The organism is Rhodococcus sp. H-CA8f, assembly GCF_002501585.1.
In the GTDB taxonomy this organism is placed as follows: domain Bacteria; phylum Actinomycetota; class Actinomycetes; order Mycobacteriales; family Mycobacteriaceae; genus Rhodococcus_F; species Rhodococcus_F erythropolis.
This window is the reverse complement of sequence record NZ_CP023720.1, coordinates 5,343,901-5,368,097: the sequence shown is the minus strand read 5'-3', so window position 1 is coordinate 5,368,097 and position 24,197 is coordinate 5,343,901. Positions and strand designations below refer to the sequence as shown.

At 60.8% G+C, this 24,197-nt stretch carries 25 protein-coding genes; 9 read left to right on the top strand and 16 right to left on the bottom strand.

Features of this window, described 5'->3' with window-relative positions:
* Positions 1-16: 16 nt before the first annotated feature.
* Both CPI83_RS24945 and CPI83_RS24940 read right to left on the bottom strand, forming a co-directional pair.
* Positions 17-385, bottom strand: a complete 369-nt coding sequence (locus CPI83_RS24945; RefSeq protein WP_007734139.1) for a cupin domain-containing protein — start codon at positions 383-385, stop codon at positions 17-19.
* A gap of 245 nt (positions 386-630) precedes the next feature.
* Positions 631-1,194, bottom strand: a complete 564-nt coding sequence (locus tag CPI83_RS24940) for a TetR/AcrR family transcriptional regulator (RefSeq protein ID WP_097387869.1) — start codon at positions 1,192-1,194, stop codon at positions 631-633.
* A 99-nt stretch (positions 1,195-1,293) separates the two neighbouring features.
* On the opposite strand from CPI83_RS24940, the gene CPI83_RS24935 reads away from it, so the two are divergent.
* On the top strand, positions 1,294-2,520 hold the full coding sequence (locus CPI83_RS24935) for an amidohydrolase family protein (protein WP_232816801.1): 1,227 nt from the start codon (positions 1,294-1,296) through the stop codon (positions 2,518-2,520).
* Complete coding sequence (locus CPI83_RS24930) at positions 2,517-3,389, top strand: alpha/beta hydrolase-fold protein (RefSeq protein ID WP_097387867.1); 873 nt, start codon at positions 2,517-2,519, stop codon at positions 3,387-3,389. Before CPI83_RS24935 ends, CPI83_RS24930 begins: the two co-directional genes overlap by 4 nt.
* 164 nt (positions 3,390-3,553) lie before the next feature.
* Here the strand turns inward: CPI83_RS24930 and CPI83_RS24925 are convergent, their stop codons facing one another.
* Together CPI83_RS24925 and CPI83_RS24920 are read right to left on the bottom strand one after the other, a co-directional pair.
* Entirely contained in the window at positions 3,554-4,864 is a 1,311-nt protein-coding gene (locus CPI83_RS24925; protein WP_097387866.1) for an FAD-dependent oxidoreductase, read from the bottom strand.
* 257 nt (positions 4,865-5,121) lie between these two features.
* Complete coding sequence (locus CPI83_RS24920) at positions 5,122-6,462, bottom strand: MFS transporter (protein ID WP_020968454.1); 1,341 nt, start codon at positions 6,460-6,462, stop codon at positions 5,122-5,124.
* Between the two features lie 50 nt (positions 6,463-6,512).
* Between CPI83_RS24920 and CPI83_RS24915 the strand changes: the two genes are divergently transcribed.
* A complete protein-coding gene (locus tag CPI83_RS24915) occupies positions 6,513-8,099 on the top strand; it encodes a helix-turn-helix domain-containing protein (RefSeq protein WP_232816800.1) in 1,587 nt (528 codons plus the stop codon).
* A gap of 66 nt (positions 8,100-8,165) precedes the next feature.
* Here the strand turns inward: CPI83_RS24915 and CPI83_RS30775 are convergent, their stop codons facing one another.
* The 4 genes from CPI83_RS30775 to CPI83_RS24900 form a co-directional block, all read right to left on the bottom strand.
* Entirely contained in the window at positions 8,166-8,483 is a 318-nt protein-coding gene (locus CPI83_RS30775; protein WP_157920626.1) for a hypothetical protein, read from the bottom strand.
* Between the two features lie 254 nt (positions 8,484-8,737).
* Positions 8,738-10,162, bottom strand: coding sequence for a PQQ-binding-like beta-propeller repeat protein (locus CPI83_RS24910; protein ID WP_097388248.1), 1,425 nt, complete (start codon positions 10,160-10,162; stop codon positions 8,738-8,740).
* 142 nt (positions 10,163-10,304) lie between these two features.
* Positions 10,305-11,606, bottom strand: a complete 1,302-nt coding sequence (locus tag CPI83_RS24905) for a TrpB-like pyridoxal phosphate-dependent enzyme (RefSeq protein ID WP_003945451.1) — start codon at positions 11,604-11,606, stop codon at positions 10,305-10,307.
* A 258-nt stretch (positions 11,607-11,864) separates the two neighbouring features.
* Positions 11,865-12,323 carry a PaaI family thioesterase gene (locus tag CPI83_RS24900; RefSeq protein ID WP_003945940.1) on the bottom strand — a complete coding sequence of 153 codons (459 nt, stop codon included), beginning with the start codon at positions 12,321-12,323 and terminating at the stop codon, positions 11,865-11,867.
* An 85-nt stretch (positions 12,324-12,408) separates the two neighbouring features.
* Between CPI83_RS24900 and CPI83_RS24895 the strand changes: the two genes are divergently transcribed.
* From CPI83_RS24895 to CPI83_RS24885, 3 genes are all read left to right on the top strand, one after another.
* Positions 12,409-12,984, top strand: a complete 576-nt coding sequence (locus tag CPI83_RS24895) for a TetR/AcrR family transcriptional regulator (RefSeq protein ID WP_097387865.1) — start codon at positions 12,409-12,411, stop codon at positions 12,982-12,984.
* A 72-nt stretch (positions 12,985-13,056) separates the two neighbouring features.
* On the top strand, positions 13,057-13,560 hold the full coding sequence (locus tag CPI83_RS24890; RefSeq protein WP_007734158.1) for an SRPBCC family protein: 504 nt from the start codon (positions 13,057-13,059) through the stop codon (positions 13,558-13,560).
* Positions 13,561-13,588: 28 nt separating this feature from the next.
* Positions 13,589-14,839 carry an NADH:flavin oxidoreductase/NADH oxidase family protein gene (locus CPI83_RS24885; RefSeq protein WP_097387864.1) on the top strand — a complete coding sequence of 417 codons (1,251 nt, stop codon included), beginning with the start codon at positions 13,589-13,591 and terminating at the stop codon, positions 14,837-14,839.
* Here the strand turns inward: CPI83_RS24885 and CPI83_RS24880 are convergent, their stop codons facing one another.
* Together CPI83_RS24880 and ald are read right to left on the bottom strand one after the other, a co-directional pair.
* The gene (locus CPI83_RS24880) at positions 14,840-15,715 is read right to left on the bottom strand and encodes an aldo/keto reductase (RefSeq protein ID WP_019746934.1); all 876 of its coding nucleotides are present in this window, start codon (positions 15,713-15,715) and stop codon (positions 14,840-14,842) included. It abuts the gene before it with no gap.
* A 53-nt stretch (positions 15,716-15,768) separates the two neighbouring features.
* The gene (gene ald, locus CPI83_RS24875; RefSeq protein ID WP_019746935.1) at positions 15,769-16,869 is read right to left on the bottom strand and encodes an alanine dehydrogenase; all 1,101 of its coding nucleotides are present in this window, start codon (positions 16,867-16,869) and stop codon (positions 15,769-15,771) included.
* Positions 16,870-16,978: 109 nt separating this feature from the next.
* On the opposite strand from ald, the gene CPI83_RS24870 reads away from it, so the two are divergent.
* Complete coding sequence (locus CPI83_RS24870; RefSeq protein ID WP_019746936.1) at positions 16,979-17,500, top strand: Lrp/AsnC family transcriptional regulator; 522 nt, start codon at positions 16,979-16,981, stop codon at positions 17,498-17,500.
* 7 nt (positions 17,501-17,507) lie between these two features.
* On the opposite strand, the gene CPI83_RS24865 is transcribed toward CPI83_RS24870, so the two are convergent.
* The 3 genes from CPI83_RS24865 to CPI83_RS24855 are packed head-to-tail and all read right to left on the bottom strand — an operon-like array spanning position 17,508 to position 19,915.
* Positions 17,508-18,572 (bottom strand): maleylacetate reductase, encoded by a 1,065-nt coding sequence (locus CPI83_RS24865; protein WP_097387863.1) that lies wholly within the window; start codon positions 18,570-18,572, stop codon positions 17,508-17,510.
* A 1-nt stretch (position 18,573) separates the two neighbouring features.
* Positions 18,574-19,362: a pirin-like bicupin family protein gene (locus tag CPI83_RS24860; protein WP_042950829.1), complete on the bottom strand. Its 789-nt coding sequence runs from the start codon at positions 19,360-19,362 to the stop codon at positions 18,574-18,576.
* A 37-nt stretch (positions 19,363-19,399) separates the two neighbouring features.
* A complete protein-coding gene (locus CPI83_RS24855; protein WP_097387862.1) occupies positions 19,400-19,915 on the bottom strand; it encodes a VOC family protein in 516 nt (171 codons plus the stop codon).
* 111 nt (positions 19,916-20,026) lie between these two features.
* On the opposite strand from CPI83_RS24855, the gene CPI83_RS24850 reads away from it, so the two are divergent.
* Both CPI83_RS24850 and CPI83_RS24845 read left to right on the top strand, forming a co-directional pair.
* On the top strand, positions 20,027-20,497 hold the full coding sequence (locus tag CPI83_RS24850) for a MarR family transcriptional regulator (protein ID WP_097387861.1): 471 nt from the start codon (positions 20,027-20,029) through the stop codon (positions 20,495-20,497).
* A 62-nt stretch (positions 20,498-20,559) separates the two neighbouring features.
* Positions 20,560-21,378 carry a Cof-type HAD-IIB family hydrolase gene (locus tag CPI83_RS24845; protein ID WP_097387860.1) on the top strand — a complete coding sequence of 273 codons (819 nt, stop codon included), beginning with the start codon at positions 20,560-20,562 and terminating at the stop codon, positions 21,376-21,378.
* Position 21,379: 1 nt separating this feature from the next.
* Here the strand turns inward: CPI83_RS24845 and CPI83_RS24840 are convergent, their stop codons facing one another.
* The 3 genes from CPI83_RS24840 to CPI83_RS24830 form a co-directional block, all read right to left on the bottom strand.
* Positions 21,380-22,267, bottom strand: coding sequence for an alpha/beta fold hydrolase (locus tag CPI83_RS24840; RefSeq protein WP_003945464.1), 888 nt, complete (start codon positions 22,265-22,267; stop codon positions 21,380-21,382).
* Positions 22,268-22,492: 225 nt separating this feature from the next.
* Positions 22,493-23,158 (bottom strand): hypothetical protein, encoded by a 666-nt coding sequence (locus CPI83_RS24835; RefSeq protein ID WP_097387859.1) that lies wholly within the window; start codon positions 23,156-23,158, stop codon positions 22,493-22,495.
* Positions 23,159-23,280: 122 nt separating this feature from the next.
* Positions 23,281-24,045 (bottom strand): SDR family NAD(P)-dependent oxidoreductase, encoded by a 765-nt coding sequence (locus CPI83_RS24830; RefSeq protein WP_003945543.1) that lies wholly within the window; start codon positions 24,043-24,045, stop codon positions 23,281-23,283.
* Positions 24,046-24,197: the final 152 nt, after the last annotated feature.

Below are 24,197 nucleotides of genomic sequence, written 5' to 3'. Positions count from 1 at the left end.
TTGCGGATTCTCTTGGTCATTCGTTGTATACGACGAACACCTTGCGTACGGTCTCGGTGACCGTCCACGTACCCTTCCATCCGATTGGGAAGATTGCACTCGTACCGGCAACGAGATGTACGGGATCGCCGTCGTCCTCCTCGACGGTCATGGCGCCGGAGACGATGGTGATGATCTCGCCGCGGGTGAGGAACTCCCACCGCGACTTTCCCGGTTCGCTCTCCCAGACTCCGGATTGAATGCGGCCGTCGTCACTGGTGAACTCGACATCTGCACGAGTGATGATGTCTCCGCCGAGTGGCTCTGCACTGGGTTGGCCGAGCAGTGCTTGCTGGAAGATCCCACTTGCGCTGTTCAACTCTGCGGCACGGAAGGTAATGGTCACAATTCAATCCTGACTTTCGAAACTCATGTGAATCATCGGACTTGTCGATGATGTCGTGTGTCTGCTGGGTCGGGATAGGTTCACTTGTCGCATCTTTCGGCACTTCGCTCGTACAGATGTCGAAAGTGCGATCGGCCACCATTCAACCGGGGTTCAGAGACCCGGCTCGCGCCGAAACGTGACCGAGCCAATGGCAAACGGCCCCGCGTCGGTGATTTCGAACGAGGGTGATCGGTTGTCGGGCCTTAGGTGATGGTCGTGGTCAGCGAGGTGATGAAGCGCTCGGCTGCGGCGTCGACCTCGGCGTCGGGGGTGAGCAATTTCTGCAGCAACAGTCCTCGCAGACATGCGGTTGCGATGATGCTCTGCTGCTTTGCATCCACCACTGTGAATCCTTCGCGAAGTGCTGCCACTTCGAGGAGGTGAGCCAAGTCGTCGAGGTCGGCGGCGAAATCTTGAAATGCTTTGTGCTCGTACACCGCAAGTCCGGCCAGGTGAAAAAAGGTGCGGCTTCGATCTTCATGCTCGGCGTTCGAGTAGAAGCTCCAGATCGCCCTGCACAGGGCTGCGAACCCGAGATCTTTGCCCATCGCGGCGATGACGAGGTTGTCACGGCGGCGCGCTTCCGACAGTACGGCGCTGAGGAGACCTGGTCGTGATCCGAAGTGATAGGTCAGAAGCGTGTGGTGCACTCCGAGTCGCTCCGCTACTTGGCGCATCGACAGCTTCGGACTTGGGCCGGTTTCACCGAACTCGTCGAACAGTGCCTGTAACAGTCGCTCTCGACCCTCCCCAACCGGCGATCTCACGCTACCTCCATTGACGGGTTCACCACTGTTGAGTACGGTACCGCATATCGAATTCACCAGTGTTTAGGAAAGAGGTTTTCTAATGCTCGGGAGGTCCCTTTGACTGACGTATGGTTTGCCGGCGGCATGGTCGCGGATGGATCGGGTACCGACCCGGTCGAAGTCGACGTGTGCGTGAGCGGCGGCATTGTCACCGCGATCGGACAGGCGCCGTCGGGTTCGACGACAGTTGACTTGGACGGCATGCTTCTGACTCCGGGGCTGATCGATGCTCATGTCCACCTGGGTATTTCGAGTCCGATCCGAAGGCAATTCGGGTTTGAGCTCTCGGCAGCCGAACTGGCTGCGGGCATCTTCGCCACCGCGGGCCATGCCCTCGACGCGGGCTTCACCACGGTGCGAGACGTCGGTGGCATCGACGGCGGAGTCGTCGACGTTATTGCGAGCGGCAAGGTGCGTGGTCCGCGTGTCCTCTCGTGTGGTCCTGTGCAGTGCCAGACCGGTGGACACGGCTACTACGGGGCCGCATGGGAGCCGACCGAGCTGTGGAACATGCACCACATTCCAGGGCTCTGCGCCTTGTCCTTGATGTCGGGTAATGCCGACGAGCTACGACGCAACGTGCGCGAATCGTTCCGCCGAGGCGCAACATTTCTGAAACTGTGCGTCACCGGCGGTGTCGTCGGAGGCCATGACCGCCTCACCGACACACAGTTCACCGTCGAGGAAATCTCCGTGGCAGTGGAAGAAGCAGCGTCGCGCGGCACCTACGTCACGGTCCACGCGCACAACAATGCGGGCATTCGCAACGCAGTGCGGGCGGGAGTGCGGTGCGTGGAACACGGCACCGACATCGACGCGGAGACTGCCCAGTTGATGCGCGAGCATGACGTGGCTCTGGTCCCTACCTTCGCCGTGGTGGAGCAGTTGACGGACACCGAAAGCATGGACCTGGACCCTGCAATACGAGAGCGTGCAGCCGGAGTGCGTCAACGCATGGCCAGAGCGCTCGAGGCCTCTCGCGCAGCAGGCCTGAGGATCGGCCTGGGCTCGGACCTCATCGGGCCGCACCAAAAGCGCCGAGGTGAGGAGTTGCGCTTGCGCGCGGAGTTGGAGTCGCCGATGCATGCACTCGTTTCGGCCACCAGCGTCAATGCCGACATTCTCGGTATCGGGGAAACCGTCGGGACTATCCGCGTCGGTATGCAGGCGGACATGGTTGCCTGGCAGCAAGACCCACTCCGAGACGCAAAGGTGTTCGCCGATCCGGACATGGCTGCTCTCGTCGTGAAGTCCGGCAACATCGTCAAGGGAGACGTTCGATGAGCGCAATGCTGCACGGATGTTTTGCAGACACGGAGTACTTCGAAATAACGGCGAAGTCGGGGCACAGCTACGGCGTCTGGGTGACCACACCCCCCGGCTACGCGGACTCCATGGATCCCTTACCGCTGATCTACGTGATGGACGGCAACTGGGCTGTAGGTCTTACCGCCCCGCTCATCGTCACGCAGGCAGACCCGTACCTGACGGTCGCCCCGTACATCCAGGTCAGTGTCGGATATGCCGGTGAGGAAGCCGCCAACTGGGCACGGCTCCGCAACCGCGATCTCGTGCCGCCTGGGGAACCGGTAGGCGAAGAAATGATGGCTACTCTTGCCGCTGCTCGCGACTCGGGTGCAATGACCCAGGAGTACGTGGACGCCTACCTCGAGGAGCTGGCAGACACTCACGGGGACGTCTTCCTCGACTTCCTGACCAACGAACTCCACCCTCGCCTGTACTCGTCGGAGCTACGTGTCAGCGAGTCCGGGCACGGACTCTTCGGGTACTCGTACGGAGGACTTTTCGCCCTCTACGCATGGCTGCGCGACGCGCCCCCATTCGCGACCTTCGGTGCGGGTAGTCCCGGAGTTGTGAACGCCGACAGCCAGATCCACACACTGGTCGAGGCACTGCCCGAGCGTGGCGTGGGCTCAGTTGTTCCGCAGCTTCACGTCACGCTGAACGAAGCCGAACTGACTGGACCAATTCCGATCTATCGCGGACTGTCACGCAACGTTCTCGCCGTCGTGGAGCAGTTGCATGGCAAGGGACGGTCGCAGGATGTTTCGACCGCGTTGTTGCACGAGACGCACGTAACCGGGCTGCAGGCATCGTTCCTGAGCTACTTGAAGACCTGCCATGCACGTTAGCTCTCCGTCCCGGAGACGATGTGCACGCTGACACGTTCTAGGGCGATTTTCCGTAGACGCCGTTGAAGGAGAAGTCGGCTGTGGGTGTCCACCACGTGGTGGACACCCACAGCCGTGTCTATTCAGTTGTCGCGGCTGTCGATTCTCCAAGCCGGACAAGACTTCTAACCCATGACCGTCCCGGTCGACTCGGCATTGGGTGCCCGAAGGCGGGAGAATGCGCCGAGGTCGATTTCGAGCCCGGTGTGCATCCCGACATAGGTCAGGGGATCAGCGTCGTGATCGTGTCCAGCTTCCACTTCGTCGATGATCCTGGACATGAGGCGCCCAGCGATGGGCGCATTTTTGAATTGGTTCCCGCTGGTGCCCATGGCGACGTAGAAACCTTGCCTGTCTGTCTTGTCGTAGATCGGGGTCCAGTCAGATGCTGCGTCGTACACGCCGGCAATACCTTTCGGTTGTGAAGGGACCTCCAGGGTGGGGAAACGCCTGGCGGCGCGGAAAACCTGCGCTTCGAACCGGGCAACAGTGCGATTCGGGTTTGCGGTATCAGGATCGTCGATCCACTCGAGCGGATCGCAATCCGGTTCGGTTCCGCCGACGAGGAAACCGTTTCCAGGTTCGGCTCGCATGTAGGTTCCGAGATCCAAATCGGCGATCATCGGGCCGAGGATCTCGTTTTCGTTGTACCCACTGGGAGCGGTCACGTGATGGACTTCCTGACGCAAGGGCCGAACTGAAACCTTGAAGTCGGACCCGACATTCGAGAGCTTGTTGAACGCTCCTGACCAGGGGCCGGCGGCGTTGACGACAATGTTGGATTTCACACTTTCCCCGTCGTCGAGCCCTAGCTGCCAGATGCCGTCAGGCAACTGCTCGACTGCCACCACACGCGTGTTGTATGCGAAAACCGCACCGTGCGAACGTGCTGCCGCAGCAAGATTCGCGGCTGCCAGTTGCGGGTCGTCGACGAACCCCGCCTGCGGTGTGTACAGCGCGCCGAGCGTGGTTTCCGCATTTGCGAAGAAGGACTCCGAGTCGACTGGCTTCGGTGGATAGTATTTACCTGCGTCGATACCGGGAATCTTTTCGACGAGTGTCGTTGCGTCCCAAAGTTGGTAGTCGATTCCGATCTTCTCGAACAGTCCAATCGTGCGCGCGTGGGGTGCGACGTCGACATCGAGCAGTGCCATCCCGCATTGCCGAAACTTCGCAAGCGCGCCGTCGACTGTCGCGTTGAGATGCTCGTTCCAGTTTTGCCAGCAATGCAGCGACTCCCAAGCCGCAGCCATACCGTCGAATGTGGAGTAGTTGAACCGGATGACCGCACTGGATGCACTGGTCGAGCCGTAGCCCGGACCACCAGACTTGTCGATGACCAGGACTTCGTAGCCTCGAGCGGCCAGTTCGTAGGCGATGGAGCTGCCGATCACTCCAGCTCCGACCACAACTGCATCGGTCTTGTCGGTAGGCACTTTCGGCCCCTCTTTCTACTGATGGCTTCGCCGGATCGAAAGCGCAGCTATTCGATCCGGCGAGCTTGGGTTCTGGTAATTCTGACGCCGTCGACTTCCTCTGGAGACCCGCATCCCGACTTCTCGGATTCGGCTCTGCCTTAATGGATTTGGTACCTGAAAGTCCAGAGGTGTCCGTCGTCCTCAACTCTCTCGTGGCGGCCATCGGAACGCTATCGACAGCTGCTCAAAAAATCACAGCCGTGGCGCGTCCGTTGTCAGAAATGTTTCGTCGAGCTGCCCCGCGTGGCAGACCAGTCTTTCGATTCCGGAATCCCTCGCCACAGAATGGGAAGTGCGATCAAAGCGATGGCGGTCGCGTAGAAGGCAGGCGACAGATCGCTTCCAGTGGCGTTGACCAGTGCTGCGCACACCAGCGGCGCAGTTCCTGCAAAGAGCGCATATGCGATGTTGTAGGGGATTGCCGTGCCGGTGAATCGAGCATGCGTCGGCATCATTTCGAGGATTACGAGCAAAGCGGACGCGAGTAGGGAAAGCGCGATGACCAGAGCAGCCAGTGCAATGGCAATCGCGAAAATGTTTCCGGTGCCGATGAGCATGTAGCTGGGCACCGAAACGAAAACTGACATCACCATGCCGATTCTGACGAGAGGTCTCCGGCCGATTCGGTCGACCGTGGCGCCGAAGAAGATGAACAGTGGGACTGCGAGAACCAAAGCGCCGGTTGTCATCAGCAGTGCCACCGTGCTCGAAACGTCGGCTGAAAGAATCAGAAATGTCGGCATGTAGCCGAGCAGCATATGAGTAACGACACCGAGCGAGGCGAAATACACGAATGACGTGAGCAGAGTCCGCCAGTGATTGCGGAACAGATCTGTGAGAGGGCGGGTTGGAAGGGAATCGTTTTCTTTCATTTCCTTGAAAGCCGGAGTTTCCTCGACCGCAAGCCTCATGAACAGTCCCACCATGGCGACAACGCCTCCGATGATGAACGGCCAACGCCATCCCCCGTCGGCAAAGGACTCAGTGCCGACCAAGCTGAATGACAAGACTGTGACCGTGGCCAAGATACTGCCGACGAACGACGAAGAGCTGATAATCCCTGCGTACAAGCCTCGGCGGTGAGACGGCGCATGTTCGACGACGAAGGTTGCCGCTCCGGTGTATTCGCCGCCGGCCGAGAATCCTTGAACCAAGCGACAGAGCAGCAGCAACAGCGGTGCTGCAACACCGATCGAAGCGTAGGTCGGTAGGAGACCGATAGCCGCTGTCGAGCAGCCCATGAGCGTAATAGCCAGGGACAGTGACCTCCGTCGGCCGAGGCGGTCACCCAGTCTTCCGAAGAATATGCCGCCGGCAGGTCTGGCCAAGAATGCGACTCCGTAAAGAGCGAAGGTGGCAAGCAGTGCGCCACTGCCGAACTCCGGAGGGAAGAACACTGTCGCGAGAACTGCGGCAGTGAAACCGTAGATCGTGAAATCGAACCATTCGACGATGTTGCCTGTCGCGCCGGCAATCAGGGCCCTACGGCGCGCCGATCGACGTCCGGGTGACGTCTCGGTTTGATGCTCTACAGGAGCATTTGCTGTGCCGGTCATGATGATTCCTCTCGGGATATGCTGAATAGCAACGGTTTTGCGACGTCACGGTGGCCGATGTCGTTCGGAGGCATGCGAAATTGAAAGAGGCCGACCGGACCCACGTTGATCTGGCGAACGGAGGTTGCGATCGATTCCGGATCAGGGACAACGCTTTCTCACGCGAGAGCGTGTCGGCTGGCTTCGGCCCACAATGCAAATCTCACGGCTGCAACGAATCTCGTCGCTGTCGTGCAACCTGTCGTTGCTGGGTATGCCTGGTCGCGGGCCGAGCGAACACGTTCCGGGTCTCATGTGCTTCGGCATGTAGCGAGCTTATGGCGCGAAAGTTAGTTGCATCACTGTCATTCGTTCAAATTGTCGCGGACGAATTTAGTCATATGTTGCAAAACGGCGAGCGTGGCTCGTACAGTTCGACCATGGCCGGAGAACTACAGCATTTGGTGGATACTACCGGGCGACGACTGGACCGTTCCGTTGCGATCGACGATGCACAGATCCGTCTACTCGCGTACAACTCGCATGACAGTGCCGTCGATTCAGTCAGAATGAATTCCGTTCTACAGCGGAATGTTTCACGCGAGATTGTGGACTTCATCTACGCGAGTGGAGGCCGTGAAGCCCTCGATCTCTTCACTGTTCCCGTCAACGAAGAACTAGGGCTGACCCTTGGCCGGGTCGGGATGCCGATCCGGTACCGCAATGCGCTGCTGGGCTTCGTCTGGCTGTTGACTTCAGAGGGCGAAGTTGACGAGGATCAAGCCGAGGTCTTGAGGCGCACGGCTGATGCGGCGGCGATGATCCTTCATCGCGAACAGTTGCTGGACGAGTTGTCCCGAAGTCGGGAGCGGGAACTTACTCGAGACGTACTGTCTGGCGAGCGGTCGCTGCGCGAGGACGCGGCAAGCAGATTGGCTGATGAGGGCTTGATGGCTGCGGGTCCAGCAGTCGCGGTCACTATGTTGCTTCGTCCCGTGCACCGGTCGACATTGACCGAAAGAGATCGTCTGAGTGTTGCCGTCGGCGTCGATCAGCTTCGGCGGAGGCTCCCGCGGAACAGTGCAATCCAACTCGACCGCCCCGACCACAGTCTGTTGATCGTATCGGTGGCCGAACGCTCGACTCAAACCCATCTGGACTCGTTGATCGTGGCAGCCCGGGAGCGAGTCTTGTCTGAAAGTGGGCGCCAGAACATCGAATGTTGGGTTGGTATCGGTGAACCGCGAACCTCGGTTGCAGACGTGCGCGAATCCTACGAAGAGTCCAGACGCTCCGCAGATGTAGCCCAGGTCGTCAAGGTGCTCGGAAATGTTGTGCATTATCGGGATCTCGGCGTCTACGGACTTCTGGCCGAACTGTCGGAGGATCGACTCGAGAACAGTATTCACTCAGGTTTGCAGTCCTTGCTCAGCCATGAGGACTCAAAAAGTGAGGCTCTTCTCGCGACGCTGGAGAGCTTTTTGGACAATGCCGGTGACGTAAAGCGAACGTCCGAGGCGCTCTGTGTGCATCGAGGGAGCTTGTACTATCGTTTGCGGCGAATTCAGGAGATAACACGCGCAGACTTGGCAAACGGCGACGACCGGTTGGCATTGCATTTGAGTCTGAAAGTCGCGCGGTTGTTAGATCTCCGATGATCCCAACCGAGAAGAGGGGACTGCGGAAGAATCCAGCGGCTCAACGTAGTTCGGGGCTTTCGATCGTCAAGCGGGATGGTTCTGGGGTGGGAAAGGAAGCGCGTCGTACATCGGCCGGGGTGGGTTGGCTTGACCTGCTGAGACGTTCATACGTTTGATCGGGCACCTTCTATCCTCCTGTCGGCAGATGCGGCGGAGTGCAACTTTTTCGGGCATTGAAAGTGCAGAATCGTCCAGATGGGTGTCGAGCTGCGTGAAGAACGCGCGTTTTTGCAAACCGAAATGACGACGAATTTGGTCTGAGTTCGGTCCCCCGGTACGCAGATGTTTGCGCGCAAACTGGACAATTTGTTGCCGACTGCACACAGGGGATTTCGCGTCCATCCCGTTGGCTCCCTTTACGGTTGGATTGGATCAGATACCTGAGCCGGTGCGATTTTTACGCACCCCTTGACTGCAGGTCTGGTCTGATCTTTCCGAAATTGGAGTCGCGGAGATATATGCAGTTGTTCGAGATCGTTCCCCCGAAATTGAACAAACGCCAGACTGGATTGTGGCCATTGATGCTGCACGTCTAGCCATTTGCTTGCTGCTGAACTGGCTGGTCAGTACGACACGGTATCGGTGATGTTGCCGGCCTAACGCCAAACGGTGAAATGGTTCTGCCAGGAGAACGACACGTTTTTGCCGGCATTCGAGACGACGACTCCGCGTGGATCAACTTCTGGGGGAAGGGGAACCGACCACATCATCTTTCCGTCGCGAGCCCGGATCGCGTGCATGCCGGTGTAGTCGCTGAAGACGAAGTGGTCGCCATCGGTTACCCCGCTGCGAACCCAGTACGCGTCTTGCCAGGGCGTTTGCCACAACTGTCGGCCACTCTCGATGTCGAGACCCGAGATTGTGCGAGTCTCGGGAGACGTGACCAGGATTGTTTTTCCTACCACCGCGGCGATGGCGCTTCCCGTCCCGGCCATCGCGGTGTTGACGATTTGTGAACTGCGCCAAAGTTCGTCACCGGAATTCGGGTCGTAGGCGCCGTCGCCGAGAAACATCGGCAGGCCCGTCGAGGACTTACTTGGGTAGGACGACGATGAGTACGAGGGAATCGGTATCGCACGAATCGTAGATCCATTTGAAGCCAAGAGGTTTTGGGTTCCTACATAGCCTGATCTGCCTCCGACACTGGTGAGGAACAATCCGTTCCCGGCCGGGGCAAGCGAATCACCCTCGAATCTGAATCGTTCTGTGCCGGAATCCAGATCGTAGATTCGATAGCGGTACTGTGGGTCCCCGCCATCGCCCTGTTCCATCGCAATGACAGTGTCGGTGTGAGGGACCGTGTAGACGGCCCCGAACTTCTCACTTGGTTCGAAGGTGCGAACGAAGTTGGCCGTTAAGTTGGTTGTGTTGCCGCTGGCGAGAATTCGTGTTCGAATCGTTCCGTCCATCCTTTCGCCGGACGTGTACACGGTGTCTCCGGTGATGACGGCGCCATTGAGATCGAAGTCGGTTCCGAGGTCGGACATAAGAGTTCCGGTCGCGGTATCTACAAAGATCATCCGTCGATCGCCCCAGCATGCGATGATCGTGGATTCGTTCTGCTGACTGCACTGGCCGATGACTCCGCCGATTCGCGTTTTCCACAGCGGACTTCCGTCGTCGGGATTCACACCGACCAGTGTGACGGCACCGACTCCCTGACTCGACGAAGACTCGTCGGTCTTGGGCAGGGGATAAGCAGTCGCGGCCACCAGCACGTCACCGACTTGGTACGTGTTGCCGTAGCCGTAGTAGCTATCGAGCGTGGAAGGCATCGACAGCAGTACGTCGCCGGAGTTGTCCGTGAGCGTTCGAACATCGAGTTCCCAGGCTTGTTGCGGAGGATCGGAGAGGTCCACGTCGACAACCCCCTGCTCGACGATCGGACCGCCTATCTTCTGCTTCGGCGAGGCCGCCTCACTGGAGTCGGAGAGTGCCGATACGACGATGAACGCGATCGCCACGATCAACGCCAGTCCGAGGGCGACCAGTTTCCAGTGTTCCTTCAACCGAAGCTGCATCGAAAGACCGTAACCGATCGAGCAAACTGATCGGTTCGTTTCGCGGACGGCCGGTTCGATGTCGATCGCGAGATCGAGCCCACGTGCTCGGTGTGACGAAGTGTGGTGGCCTCGTACACACGAGACCACCACACCGACGGCGTCAGACGTAAGGCGAGTACGCCGGGAGATCCAACTGACCGTTGCCCGACAGTCCGATCACAATCACCTCGGGTTCGGTGACGGCGCGCGCGTGAGCGATGGCGCCGGCAACCGCGTGGGTTGATTCCGGAGCCGGGATGATCCCTTCGGCGCGGGCGAAAATCAGACCGGCCTGGAGCGCGTCGTCCTGATCGACGGCAATCGCATCCATGAGTCCGAGGTTGACCGCATGCGAGACCATCGGCGACATACCGTGGTAGCGAAGGCCACCCGCATGGATCGCCGGGGGAACGAAGTCCTTACCCAGAGTGTGCATCTTGAGCAGCGGCGTCAACCCGGCGACGTCACCGAAGTCGTAGCGGTACTCGCCCTGAGTGAGGGACGGGCATGCCGAAGGCTCGCAGGCGACCAGACGAGTCTTGGTGCCTTCGCGAAGGTTTCGTCCCAGGAACGGGAAGGTGAGTCCGGCGAGGTTGGAACCGCCACCGGCGCAACCGAACACGGTGTCGGGGACGGCGTCGCCGGCTTCTTCGAGCTGGACCATTGCTTCCTGACCGATCACGGTCTGGTGAAGCATGACGTGATTCAGCACGCTACCGAGTGAGTAGTGCGTGTTCGGATCCTGCGCAGCGACCTCGACGGCCTCACTGATCGCCATACCAAGCGAGCCGGTGGTGTCGGGATGCGACTTCAACAGTGCGCGTCCGGCTTCCGTCAGGTCGGAAGGCGACGGGTGACAGATTCCGCCGTACGCCTCCATCTGGATGCGTCGGTACGGCTTCGAATCGAAGGAGGAGCGAACCTGCCACACCTCGACGTCGAGTCCGAGCAGTGCGCCCGCGAACGACAGCGACGCACCCCACTGGCCTGCGCCGGTTTCGGTGGTGAGCTTGGTGGTTCCTTCGATCGCGTTGTAGTACGCCTGCGCGACAGCAGTATTCGGCTTGTGCGAACCGACCGGGCTCACGCCTTCGTACTTGTAGTAGATGCGGGCAGGCGTGCCCAGAGCGCGCTCGAGTCGATGCGCCCGGAACAGGGGAGAGGGCCTCCACATGCCGTAGATCTCGCGAACCGTCTCCGGGATCTCGATGTAGCGCTCGGTTGCGACTTCCTGCGCAATGAGGTTCATCGGGAACAGCGGCGCCAAGTCCTCAGGGCCGAGCGGCTCACGAGTGCCCGGATGCAGGTGCGGGGGAACAGGCTCGGGGAGGTCAGCCGCCAGGTTGTACCAGTGCGTCGGCACTTTCGACGGGATGGAGACGCCCAAAGGCTCGAGCGAACGGTTGAGTGGGGTGGTGGTCAACTAACTCTCCTTCGTGGATTCGGTACCTGATCTTGGCGGTCGTAGCGACGACGCGTACGGCATTTGCCGGATCGGGGATCCTGGAGAGGAGCCTGCTGGACCACCCGATGTCGGTCCGGGCAGCACGCAGTTGCGGCTGACCGTCAGCGGTCGGGCCACCAGAGGTGCGCAGTGAGCAGGGTCACGAGCCGATCGTACATCGGTACTCGCACCCTGCTCACGTCGGGCGCGGCTACATTTTCGCCATCCTCCGTCGGCTCAGCGGAAAATCATGCACGTCGTAGTTCCGTGCGCCACCAACTTGCCGTTCTTGTCCAAGACCTTGCCCTCTGCGGTCGCGGTACGCCCGCCCACGTGAATGACACTGCCGTGGGCTGTCAGTTCGTCACCGTCGAGAGGCACCGTGCGGATGTAGTTGAGCTTGAGTTCGAGGGTCGTGTAGCCGACGCCGGCCGGAAGCATCGTGTGCACCGCGCAGCCCATGACCGAGTCGAGCAGCGTTGCGCAGATGCCGCCGTGCACGGTGCCGAGCGGGTTGCTGAAATCGGCACGCGGGGTCAGTGCGAAGCTGACGGATCCCTCGTTGACCTCGCGCATCTCCATGCCGAGGAGGCGTCCGATGCTGGGTCGGTCGTTGACCTGCGTTCCCATCCAGCGGAGAAGTTCGAGGCCTGTCATCTGCGCCGGATCGACGGTTGCGGTTGTCTCGTCACTCATTGTTTCATCCCATCACTATGTAGGTCGTCATACATAACGTAGCGTATGAGTTGACAGGTGTACCGACGGCCGAAGGATCTGTGACATGGCAGAGCTGAGCTCACGTGATCGCATGATTCGTAGTGCGGTCGAACTGATCAGCCGCAACGGTGTCGATGCGACATCCTTCAGCGACGTCATCAAGCACAGCGGCGCGCCCCGTGGGTCGATTTACCATCACTTCCCCGGCGGCAAGACCGAGCTGATGGTCGAAGCTGTGCGCGCGGCTGGTGCGATCATCACCAGACGAATCAGCTCGGCTGCGGCCACCGGTTCCACTGCCGACGTGATCGAAACGGTCGGAGACATCTGGCGACTCAATCTCACGCGCTCGGACTTCGCGATCGGCTGCCCGGTGATTGCCGGCGGGTTGGCACGCGCCAGTGAGCCAGAAGTCGCGGAAGTATCGGCTGAGGTCATGCTGGGATGGCAGAAGTTGATCGAATCGCAACTCGAAACTGCGGGTTATCCTGCAGTGCAAGCAAAGTCGATGGCAAACCTGACGATCACGTCGGTCGAAGGTGCAGTGGCGGTGTGCCAGACGACTCGAAGTATCGAGCCGCTCGAACAGGTCATCGCTTCACTGCAGGGGCTCTCTCGTTCTGAGGCTTGGTCCCGCTGAGCCTTCGGGGGTTGACTTCGGCCATCAAGTATCCGTAACTTCATGTAACGGCTAATTAGGCAGGAGTAGGCGATGACACATTGGTTCGACCTCGAACCGGTCGGTGTCGATTTCTTCGACACGGCACCGCATATCTTCACGTACTCGATCGACCTCGCCGCCGAACCTGATGTCGTCTGGGCCGGTCTGACCGCCGACGAGCCTTTGTCGTGGTGCCGACTGCTCACAAAAGTGCACTACACCTCGCCGCGCCCCTACGGCGTCGGCACGCGCCGAATCGCGGAGGTGGGCGGTGGCGCGATGCAGATGCGCGAAAAGTTCATCACCTGGGACGACGAAACGCGTCGGCACTCGTTTTACGTCGAACAGTCCAATGTTCCGCTGTTCCAATCCTTCGCGGAGGACTACCGCGTCGACGAGCTCGCAGTGGGTTCGAGACTGCAGTGGAATTTTGCATTCTCGCCGCGTCCGAAGCTGTCGCTCGCGGTGCGCGGCGGGCTACCGGTCAACTCACTGATCTTCTCGAGCTTCGTGCGCGATACCAAGCGGCACTTCGGTTCTGCGCCACGCCATTGACTTTCTTCCCTTCATGCGAGAGGTATCCATGACCACACTCGGAGAATCGTTGACTTTGCCCTGTGGGCAGATACTGCGGAATCGCACGATGAAAGCTGCGCTCAGTGAGGCTCTGGGGGACCGGACTCATGGACCGTCCACCCGCTTGGAAACGCTGTACGGCCGTTGGGGCAGTGGCGGGTTCGGATTGCTCGTCACCGGCAATGTCATGGTCGATCGATCGCAGATCGCCGAACCGGGCAACGTCGTCGTCGACGACGATCGTGATGCCGAAGCGCTGACTGCCTGGGCCAAGACTGCCAAGAACGGCGGCGCCGAGATCTGGATGCAGCTGAACCACCCAGGGCGGCAATCCAACCCGATCGCCAGCAGAGGTCGACCGGTCGCACCGAGCGCGATTGCTCTGAAGATTCCGGGAATGGCGACGCCGCGAGAACTCTCGACTGCTGAGATCGAAGAGATCATCGACAAGTTCGCGGAAACCGCTCGCGTCGCCGAGTCCTCCGGCTTCGGAGGCGTGCAGATACATGCCGCCCACGGTTATCTTGTTGCGCAGTTCCTTTCGCCGTTGACCAATCAGCGGACGGACGAGTGGGGTGGAGATCCCGAGCGTCGACGACGCTTTCTGATCGAAATCGTTCGGCGCATACGCTCGACCGTTGCTCCCGGATTCGCGGTGTCGGTCAAACTCAACTCGGCTGATTTCCAGCGCGGCGGATTCTCGGAAGACGAATCGCGAGAAGTAGTACGCGCGTTGACCGAAGAGTCGGTCGATCTCATCGAGATCAGCGGTGGCAGTTATGAATCGCCGGCCATGATGGGTAAAGCGCAGAAGCAGAGCACTCGCGATCGAGAGGCATATTTCCTCGAGTATGCCGAGACGGTTCGAGCGATTGCCGGCGACATTCCCTTGGCGGTCACCGGCGGCTTCCGCTCGCGATCGGCGATGGTCGAGGCACTCGCTTCCGGCGCCTGCGACGTGATCGGCCTCGGCCGGCCGACGATCACGATTCCCGACGCGGCAACCGTTCTCCTGGAATCGAATCGGGAACGATTGATCGTCCCGACTGTGGAGTTCGGAGCGCGGAAGTTGTTGGGGAAGGTTGCCGACATCTCGATGCTCGACGGTGCACTCGACCTGCAGTGGCACACCGATCAGTTGCATCGAATGGGCGACGGTAACGAGCCGGATCCGGCTCGGCCGTGGTGGAAAACCCTCGGGACCATGGTGAGGCGAAACGGATTCGATGCGCTTCGCCCCACCAAACGAGCGGCTTGATCAGTTCGGTGCACCGATGTTGAGTTCATCGGGATGCGCGCCGACGCGGGTACCGTCGTCGAGAGTGTCGATTTCGCTCAGATCGAGATCAGTGAGTTCGAAGTCGAATACGTCGATGTTCTGAGCGATCCGGGCGTCATGCACTGATTTCGGGATGACGATCAGGCCGTTCTGCAGGTGCCAACGGATCAGGACCTGCGCGGCAGTCTTGCTGTGGCGGTCACCGATTCGGGTGATGATCGGATCGGTGAGCAGCGTGTTGGGCTTCGATGCCTTACCCCAACCCGCGTTGCTGGTACCGCCGAGTGGGCTCCACGATTCGACCTTGATCCCGTGCTCGGCGGCCTTGTCGCGGATCGCGTGCTGCGTGAGGTGCGGATGCAGTTCCACTTGATCGACTGCCGGCAACAATCCGCCGCGATCGACGAGAAGCTGCAGATGATGCGGCTCGAAGTTGCACACCCCGATTGCCTTGGCGCGGCCCGATTCCGCGATCTTTTCGAGCGCGTCCCAAGTGCGGAGGAGTCGGTCGTTGTCCTGCAGTGGCCAGTGGATCAGATACAGATCGACGTAATCGACGCCCAGCTTGTCGATGCTGCTGTCGAAAGCCTTCAACGCCGGCTCGTAGCCCTGATCTGCATTCCACAGCTTCGTGGTGAGGAATATGTCCTCTCGCGCGACGGACGAGTTGGCGATACCTCGTCCGACGCCCTCTTCGTTCCCATAAGCGGCAGCGGTGTCGATGTGCCGGTAGCCGGCGTCGTCGAGAGCGAACCGCACTGCATGCTCGGTTTCGTCGTTGGTGGCCTGCCAGACTCCGAGGCCGAGTTGCGGGATCGTGGTTCCGGAATTCAGCGTGATGTCAGGATTGCTCATGGATCAAGGCTAGCGATCTAGAGCTTTCCTTGCCTGGGTCAGAGCCGCCTGGGTCAGAGAGTCGTAGCCGAGTACCCATGCGCCGCTGCAACACTGTCGGACAGGAGCAGGCCGTCGTGTGTGCTCAGTCCCGACCCCAGGCCGGGAACTGTCGCGACCGCGTCCTTCCACCCCTTGTCTGCCAATGCGACGACGTACGGAAGCGTCGCATTGGTGAGCGCGTACGTCGACGTACGGGGGACGGCTCCGGGCATGTTCGCAACGCAGTAGAAGACGGAACCGTGAACCTGGTACGTCGGATCGGCGTGCGTGGTCGCGTGTGAATCCTCGAAGCAGCCGCCCTGGTCGATGGCGATGTCGACCAGGACAGAACCCGGCTTCATGCGCGCCACCAGGCTGTTGGAGACGAGAGTCGGCGCCTTCGCCCCGGGGACCAGCACTGCGCCGATGACGAGGTCGGCGTCGAGTACTGCCTGTTCCAGTTCGAGGCTGTTGGACGTGATGGTCTTGACCTGGCCGTGGTACAGCTCGTCGATTTCCCGCAGGCGCGCGATCGACAGATCGAGAACGGTGACGTCGGCCTGCATGCCGTAGGCCACGGCGATGGCGTTCTTGCCGGAGACGCCAGCACCGATCACCACGACCTTGGCGGGGCGCACTCCGGGGACGCCGCCCATCAGCACTCCGCGTCCGCCGCCGTGACGCATCAAGTGGTAGGCGCCGGCCTGCGGCGCAAGGCGTCCGGCTACTTCGCTCATCGGTGCGAGAAGGGGCAGTGAACCGTCGGAACCGACAACGGTTTCGTAGGCGATGGAAGTGGTCTTCGAAGCCAGGAGTGCGTCGGTGCATTCCTTCGACGCCGCCAGGTGCAGGTAGGTGAAGAGAACCTGGTCCTTACGGAGTCGCGAATACTCTTCTGCAATAGGTTCTTTGACCTTCAGGAGTAGATCTGCGTCTGTCCAGACCTGATCGGCGGACCCGAGGATCTGCGCGCCCGCGGCCTTGAAATCCTCGTCACTGAACGAGGAGCCGACGCCTGCGCCCGTTTCGATGACGACCTCGTGCCCTCGGCCGACCAGTTCGTGGACGCCTGCTGGGCTGATAGCCACGCGGTACTCGTGGTTTTTGATTTCGCGGGGGATTCCGACCTTCATGACACGGCTCCGAACTGAGTCTGTTGTTTCTTCGAATGGCAGGTGCCAAGCATGAAGTTTCGTCGCCAGATAGTGAAGAGAAGTGAAGATAATTCTCTAGTCTGTATTCATGGTGCGCGAAAGTTCAAAAATCGGTATTCAGACGGCCGCCTCGCCGAAGCATGTTCGGGCTGCCGTGAAGTTGGACGAGGTCGACCGGGTTCTGCTCGAAGAGCTGGCGAAAGACGCGAGGATTCCGAACAATGCGCTGGCCGCGATCGCGGGAATTGCGCCGTCGACATGCCTCGGCCGTGTGCGCGCCTTGGTGGACAACGGCGTGATCAGGGGATTTCACGCGGACATCGACCCCGCCGCTCTCGGAATGGATCTGCAGGCGATGATCGCAGTTCGACTGCAGGCCAACGCACGGTCGCACCTCAACCGGCTCGGCGACGATTTCGCCAAGCTGGACTCGGTGCTCAACGTGTACTTCGTTGCCGGTGTCGACGACTACATGCTGCACGTCGCAACGACGGATTCGGCGCAGTTGCGTGACTTCGTCGTCAACAATCTCTCGGCACATCCAGCGGTTGCTGCGACCGAGACGATTCTGATCTTCGAACACGTCAGGCCTCGAGGCGGTACTGCCTGATTAGTTCTCACCTGATGGCGGGTCGACGCCCGGACCAGGCGTTCTCGAGGAGTTCGCTCAGGCCCGGCGGGGTGATCTCACGCGGGTTCGGATACGCGGCGGAGGTGGCGAGTTCGACTGCATTTTCGATTTGATCGTGACTCATTCCCAGTTCTCGCAGAGTGGTCGGTCCGCCGCACGCGGTGACGAGGTCGAAAACGCCGGTAGCGGCATCGGATGCGCCCAGAGCAGTCGCTATTCGCGACATCACATCCGGGACAGCAGGCGCGTTGAATGCCATCGCGTGGGGGAGGACAACGGTGTGGGTGGGAGCATGCGGCAAACCGAAGCTGCCACCGACGGTGTGGCACAACTTGTGATGAAGCCCCATACCGACTGTGCCCAAGCAAGTTCCGGCCAACCAGGCCGCTTGTAGTAGTTCGGCCCTACCTTCCAGATTTTTCGGATCATCGACAATGCTCGGCAGCGCACGGGCGATCCCGGAGATCGCCTCGATCGCCATCGAGTCCGTGATCGGGTTGGACTCGATGGAGTACAACGCTTCAACCGCATGCGCCATCGCGTTGACGGCGCTGGTGACGGTGGTATCCAGCGGCAGATCGAGAGTGAGGTCGACGTCGTAGATGACGGTTTCCGGTCTGATGTGGGGAGAGGAGCGAGTTGTCTTGCGTCCGTTCTCTGTTTCACCCAACACCGGAGTGACTTCTGATCCCGCGTACGTTGTCGGAACGACGATCTGATCGAACCCCGCTCGTAGTGCCAGTGCCTTGGACAACCCGGTTGCCGAACCGCCGCCGATCGCGACGACCGTGTCGACGTGATGGTTCTCGGCAAGTCTCAGCGCGGCTGTCGTGACTTCGATCGGAGTATGCATCACAGCGCCGTCGAAGCGGACCACCGCCATGTCGCCGAGAGATTCGGTCACGGCGGCGGCAACCGCGTCGAGTCGACGACTTGCCAGCACCATCACTCGGCTACGGCCGCGCCGCCGCACTTCTTCGGCGATCGTATCGATCGTCCCTTGGCCGAAGACAATTCGAGCCGGTGAAGCGTCGTACGAGAAGGGCTTCATGTCATCCCTGCGAAACGGTGGCGTGCATTTCCCAGACGATGACCTCTGCCCCGGTATCGGAGCTGAGCTGCTGACCTCCACCGCCGGATACTCGTACCGCGTCACCCTGTTCGAGCACTCCGACGCCTTCCATGGCGGCCTGACCGTCGGCGACAAAAACATGCAGGAACGGTGCGTCCGGCAGGGTCACAGGTTGTCCGGGTTGCAGACGCGCAACGTGCATCGCGGCGTACTTGTTCTTGATCCGGATTGCCGAGTGATCGGCGTACGCGTCCATACCCGAGGCGACCGGAACCAACCCACCGGCAAGCAATTCGGCGTCGATCTCCAACTGCTCGTAACCGGGTGTGATCCCGGCTTCGTCGGGGACGACCCACATCTGGATGAAGTGAACCGGATCGCTGTGCTTGTCGGAATGCGCGCCCGCCACGTCACCGAGTCGCCACGAATCGTTCTTCTCCGAATGCAGGATTCCCGTTCCAGCGCTCATCCGCTGGGCAAGACCGGGGTAGATGACGCCCGAATGCCCCATCGAATCCTGATGTACGAGAGAACCTCTCAGTACCCAGGTGACGATCTCCATGTCCTGGTGCGGGTGGGTGTCGAATCCCATTCCGGGCGTGACAATGTCGTCGTTGTTGACCAGGAGAAGACCGTGGTGAGTGTTCTTCGGGTCGTAGTGATTGCTGAACGAGAACGAGTGCTTCGAGTCCAGCCAGCCGGCATTGGACTTGAAGCGATCCTCGGATCGACGGATATCGAGGTTCGGCTGCGACAGAGTGGAGGTCATGGTGTGCCTTCCGAATGGTGTGGGGGAGAGCAAGTTTTCAGAGGACGTGATTGCCGTACATCTCGCCGAGGGGGTCGGCGATCAGCTCGAGTCGAGCGCCGTCGGGATCGCGGAAGTACAACGAGACCTCGCTGTGCTCGATCAGTTCGACGCCGGCCTCGGTCAGTTGGGTGCGCAGCTTCGCCCACTTGGCAGGTTCGACGCTGATCGCGATGTGGTGGAGGCCGCCGAGTACTTCTTGGTACGGGCCCACGTCGAGACCCGGGAAGTCGAAGAAGGCCAGAAGGTTGCCATTGCCGATGTCGAAGAAGAAGTGCGACGACCCGGGATAGTCACGGTTCTCGATCAACTCGGTGAGTGGGAATCCGAGGAGATCCTGGTAGAACTTCACGGTTCGTTCGACGTCACTGCTGATCAGGGCCGTATGGTGCAGGCCGCGTGCGGTCGATGCGGGTCGTTTGTCGGAGGGGAGCAGATGTCGATCCCTGATCTCGGCCCGGCGTTCCTCGAACTGCACTGCGTTGTCGAACTGCACTGCGTTGTTGTCGCTCATGGCGCCCGCCTCTCGGTTGAACCTTCTCTTCGAACAGGTAGTTGACTGATCAACTACATTGAGAATAGATCATTTGATTTCGTTGTCAACTACTTCGGATATGCTGCTGTCATGGAATCGACGCGGTGGTTGAGCGACTCGGAGCAAACGGCCTGGCGGGCTTACCTGGACTCGACCCGACTGCTCCAGCGTGTTCTCGATCAGCAGTTGGTGCGAGACTCCGACATTTCCTTCACCGATTTCGAACTGCTGGTCGCTCTCGCCGAAGCGCCCGGCCGGCAACTGCGCATGAGTGAGCTCGCCGACGCTGTGATGGCTACCCGAAGTGGTGTGACCAGGGCCGTAAATCGATTGGTCGGCGCAGGGTGGGTGCGCCGGGTTGAGTGTGTCGACGACAAGAGGGGCGCCAATGCGGAGCTGACCGACTCGGGTGCCGACAAACTGGCGTCGGCAAGCCCGGCGCACGTAGCCGCAGTGCGGGAGGGCATGTTCGATCTGCTGAGCCCGCGAGATGTCGAGCGGCTCGGTGTGGTCTTCGGCGAGATGCGTCGGCACCTTCTCGAGACCCAGTCAGGTAATTGACAGAGCAACGGTCCGTGTCACGTAGTTGGTGAGGGCTGCGAACGGACTGCCATCATTGTCTGGTGACCCGCATTCGTATCTTCGCAACCGACCTCGACGGCACCCTGCTGCGCTCCGACCGAACGATTTCGGCGCGCACCGCGCAGGCCATGGAGAACGCGCGGCTCGCCGGAATCGAAGTTGTGTGGGCGACGGCCCGCGCCCGGCATTCGGTACACACATTGGCGAACTCGTGCGGATTTCGCGGTAAAGCTGTGTGTGCCAACGGAGCTGTGATTCTCGACCTCGCCGACGGGACGCCGGAGATCGTCGACACCGTCTCGATCGAAATGTCCTTGGCTGCAACGGCTATGGAGCAAGTTCGGGCGCTGGTTCCGGGCGTCGTGTTCGCGAACGTCGGACCCACCCAATTCTTTGCTGAGCCGGAGTACGCCGCTATGTGCGAGTTCGCGGACCATCACCGGCACCTGCACGAGATGGTGCTGGCCGACACCTTGCCGCTCGATGTCGAGCCGATGGTCAAGATCGTGGCCCGGCATGCGGAGGTTTCCAGCGCCGACCTGTACCGAACAGCCGTCGCTGCGGGCATCGAGGGCGTGGAGTTGACCCACTCCGGCGCCCCGTACATGGAAATGGCTGCAGCGGGCGTCTCGAAGGCCAGCGCTCTCGCGCAGTTGTGCGCGATCGACGGCATCGACGCGTCGGAAGTGGCCGCAGCCGGTGACGCCTTCAACGACGTTGCCATGCTGACCTGGGCTGGAACGGCTCTGGCGCCGGCCAACGCGAGAACCGAGGTCATCGAGCTCGCCGACCGAATTTTGCCCACGAACGACGAGGACGGCGTGGCGAGCTACCTCGAAGAGTTGGTTGCGGGGCGCTAGTTCAGCTGCTGACGGCCTTGGGTCCGGTGCCGATACCGACTCCGCAGTCCGTCATGAATTCGGAGAAGACGCGGTCGAAGCGATCCGGGTAGTCAAGGTGCGGGAAATGTCCGGCTCGCTTGAAGATCTCCACCCGCCCCAGCGGTAGTTCGGCGCGAGCGTTCTCGGTGTGGGCGTTGGGGATGATGGTGTCTTCCTCACCCCACACCAGTAGTGCCTGCAGATTCTTGAAGTTGGCGAAATGCGGAGTGGCATTGACGGTTTGACCGTTGTAATTGATGACCGATCGTGCCGTCGCCAGAAATGCCTGACGTGTCGACGCGTCCGATACCGAAGCGAAGCTCTTACGGGCCTCGCTTGCGCTGGCACCGAGCTTGAACAGGCCGATCTTGTTGAAAAGTCCGAGCGCTTTGTCGGTCACGTCGGTCAGCGTCCTCGACGCGAGGACGGGAAGTACCAGTTCGCTGCCGGGCAGTGTCGCCGCGCGCAGGAGTGGGCTCACCTCGGGCCCGAGTCCACCGCTGGCCACCAGGCACAGCCGCTCCACCCGGTCGGGGAACAGATACAGCGTCTGCATCGCGATCCCACCACCGAGGGAGTGTCCGACCAGGGTGGCCGACGGAATGTCGAGGGCTTCGAGGAGGTCACGCACAGTGGCGGCGTGAGCACTGAGTGAATAGTCGCCGGCAGGCTTGTCCGACGCACCGTGTCCGAAGAGATCAGGGGCGATCACGCGGTAATGACGCGAGAGCGTCTCGATCTGCGGTTCCCAGTTGGAGTGCGCGCCCAGCAGGCCGTGAATGAGCACCACGACGGGGCCACTGCCTTGGTCGACGTATTTGAGCTGGTCGCCGTGCAATACAACCGTCTGTAATTGGTCGGTTGCCATGATTGAACCTTTCGGAGCCGCCAGTGTCTGTGGCTGCTCGCGTGTTGTCGGACCGCACCCGCCCCGACGCGGATCCACGGGTATTTGTGACCGGGAGTAACCCCAGTTCCCTCAGTATGCCCATCGAGGGGGTCGATGTCGTGGCCATCGGGCGTGTTGTGACGAACCGTGAGCCGTCGGCTGAGAGGAGACGTACAACTCACCGCCGCGTGTCGGCGCCGTTGATCAGGCGAAATCGACCAGTTTGCCGAAGGTGAGGTTGATGTCCCACGGTGTGACGCCCCACGTCTCGATCGCTGAAACCGCGAAGATTCCGGCAGCCTCGATGGTGTCCTGTGAGGCTGGTGCCGACACCGAAACGCCGGTTTGGTCGCTCGGAACCTCCGGCCAGACGCCTGTGCCCACGGGTGCGGGGTTTGCCTCCATGACTGCGTTGGCCAGGCCCGATTCGTCGACGGTCGTGAAGAGGCAGTTCGGCTCGTGCGGAGAATCCCACCCGCCGAGTTCCGCGAGCCAGAATTCGCCGCGTCCAGCAGCGGAGATCGCGATGGACGCGAGTACCGATTCGAGATCTTCCCAAGCGTCGCCGGTCGGGGCCGACGCCTCGGTGAGCTTGAACGGTGCGGCGAGGGCAGTGCTGTCCGGGGAAGTGAAGCGCGGCTGCACAGTGAGGGCCTGGGTCTGGGTATCCAGAAACGCAACTTCTCGGAACTTGTTGTCCGGCAGAGCAGTACGAGCTACGATGCCGCGTCCAAGCAGTGTGCCGAGAGCGGCGGGATCGTCGACGCTCCACAAGCGGGTCTCGTCCTCGGACCAGGTGCGAATCATTCCGCCGACGACAGGACTGATCAGCACGGGCTCGAGGTTTGTACTGCCTGTTGATTCGCTCACCGCTGGCTCCCCACCGCACGTCGTACCGTCGGACGGGTTCCGGGCGGCTAGACAAGTATGCCGCCTCGCTGCTGTGCGCCTTTATTAACCGCCGGGGGTTAATAAAGGCGCACAGCAGGGGATCACATATGCGTGCCGCCGTCGATGCGGATTTCCGTTCCGGTGACAAACGAGCCGTCCTCGGAAGCGAGCATCGCGATCACACCGGCGACCGCCGACGGGGGCGCGAAACCCTCACCGATTGCCGGGGCCAGCTTGCCGAGCAGCGTGAAGTCGATGTCGGCCGGGAAACCGGGATCGGACGTCATGCCCGACGCGATGCTGCCGGGTGCGACGGCTACGGCGCGAAGACCCTGCTTGCTGTACTCGAGAGCAAGTGCGTGCGTGAAGGATTGGATTCCACCCTTCGACGCCGCATATGCCGTCATGTACGGGTGGGCGAAGGTCGCCGAAGTGGAACTGAAGTTGACCACGACACCTGCTCCGCTTTCGAGCAGTGCCGGGAGGGATTCCCTCGTCATGAGGAACGTTCCGGTGAGGTTGACCCCGATGACGGTGTTCCAGAAATCGAGTGTCATCTCGTGGGTGTGTGCGGAGCGCAGAATGCCCGCCGCATTGACCAGCACGTCGAGCCCGCCCAGAGCCTTGATCGCAGCGCCGACCTGTTCGCGAACAGACTCTTCGCTGGAGATGTCGACCTTCACCGTGGTGAGGCGATCGGAGTGGCCGGCGTCCTTCGCGGCGTTCAGCGTCTGTTCGAGGCCGGTCTCGGAAATGTCGGCGGCGACGACGGTGCCTCCTTCTGCCAGGATGCGGGCAACGGTGGCCTGGCCGATTCCGGACCCTGCGCCGCTGATGAGGACGCGCTTGTCGTCGAATCGATTCACGAGAAAACTCCGGTCTGTGAGATGGACAGCTGTCTGGTGACCGATTCTGCGCTACCGGAGGGTACGAGACAGCGGAATGTTCCGCTCAGTGGGTGACTGCTACTTGCAACTGGCTTACTCAGGCGCAGTTGGTCGAATACATTCAGACCGGT

Excerpts from the sequence above, each read along its gene's own strand:
- CPI83_RS24880 (WP_019746934.1), bottom strand. The coding sequence starts at position 15,715 with ATGAGCAATCCTGACATCACGCTGAATTCCGGAACCACGATCCCGCAA.
- CPI83_RS24900 (WP_003945940.1), bottom strand. The coding sequence starts at position 12,323 with ATGAGTGACGAGACAACCGCAACCGTCGATCCGGCGCAGATGACAGGC.
- CPI83_RS24895 (WP_097387865.1), top strand. The coding sequence starts at position 12,409 with ATGGCAGAGCTGAGCTCACGTGATCGCATGATTCGTAGTGCGGTCGAA.
- CPI83_RS24865 (WP_097387863.1), bottom strand. The coding sequence starts at position 18,572 with ATGAAGCCCTTCTCGTACGACGCTTCACCGGCTCGAATTGTCTTCGGC.
- ald (WP_019746935.1), bottom strand. The coding sequence starts at position 16,869 with ATGAAGGTCGGAATCCCCCGCGAAATCAAAAACCACGAGTACCGCGTG.
- CPI83_RS30775 (WP_157920626.1), bottom strand. The coding sequence starts at position 8,483 with ATGGACGCGAAATCCCCTGTGTGCAGTCGGCAACAAATTGTCCAGTTT.
- CPI83_RS24930 (WP_097387867.1), top strand. The coding sequence starts at position 2,517 with ATGAGCGCAATGCTGCACGGATGTTTTGCAGACACGGAGTACTTCGAA.
- CPI83_RS24890 (WP_007734158.1), top strand. The coding sequence starts at position 13,057 with ATGACACATTGGTTCGACCTCGAACCGGTCGGTGTCGATTTCTTCGAC.
- CPI83_RS24860 (WP_042950829.1), bottom strand. The coding sequence starts at position 19,362 with ATGACCTCCACTCTGTCGCAGCCGAACCTCGATATCCGTCGATCCGAG.
- CPI83_RS24870 (WP_019746936.1), top strand. The coding sequence starts at position 16,979 with ATGGTGCGCGAAAGTTCAAAAATCGGTATTCAGACGGCCGCCTCGCCG.
- CPI83_RS24840 (WP_003945464.1), bottom strand. The coding sequence starts at position 22,267 with ATGGCAACCGACCAATTACAGACGGTTGTATTGCACGGCGACCAGCTC.
- CPI83_RS24885 (WP_097387864.1), top strand. The coding sequence starts at position 13,589 with ATGACCACACTCGGAGAATCGTTGACTTTGCCCTGTGGGCAGATACTG.
- CPI83_RS24855 (WP_097387862.1), bottom strand. The coding sequence starts at position 19,915 with ATGAGCGACAACAACGCAGTGCAGTTCGACAACGCAGTGCAGTTCGAG.
- CPI83_RS24850 (WP_097387861.1), top strand. The coding sequence starts at position 20,027 with ATGGAATCGACGCGGTGGTTGAGCGACTCGGAGCAAACGGCCTGGCGG.
- CPI83_RS24920 (WP_020968454.1), bottom strand. The coding sequence starts at position 6,462 with ATGACCGGCACAGCAAATGCTCCTGTAGAGCATCAAACCGAGACGTCA.
- CPI83_RS24910 (WP_097388248.1), bottom strand. The coding sequence starts at position 10,162 with ATGCAGCTTCGGTTGAAGGAACACTGGAAACTGGTCGCCCTCGGACTG.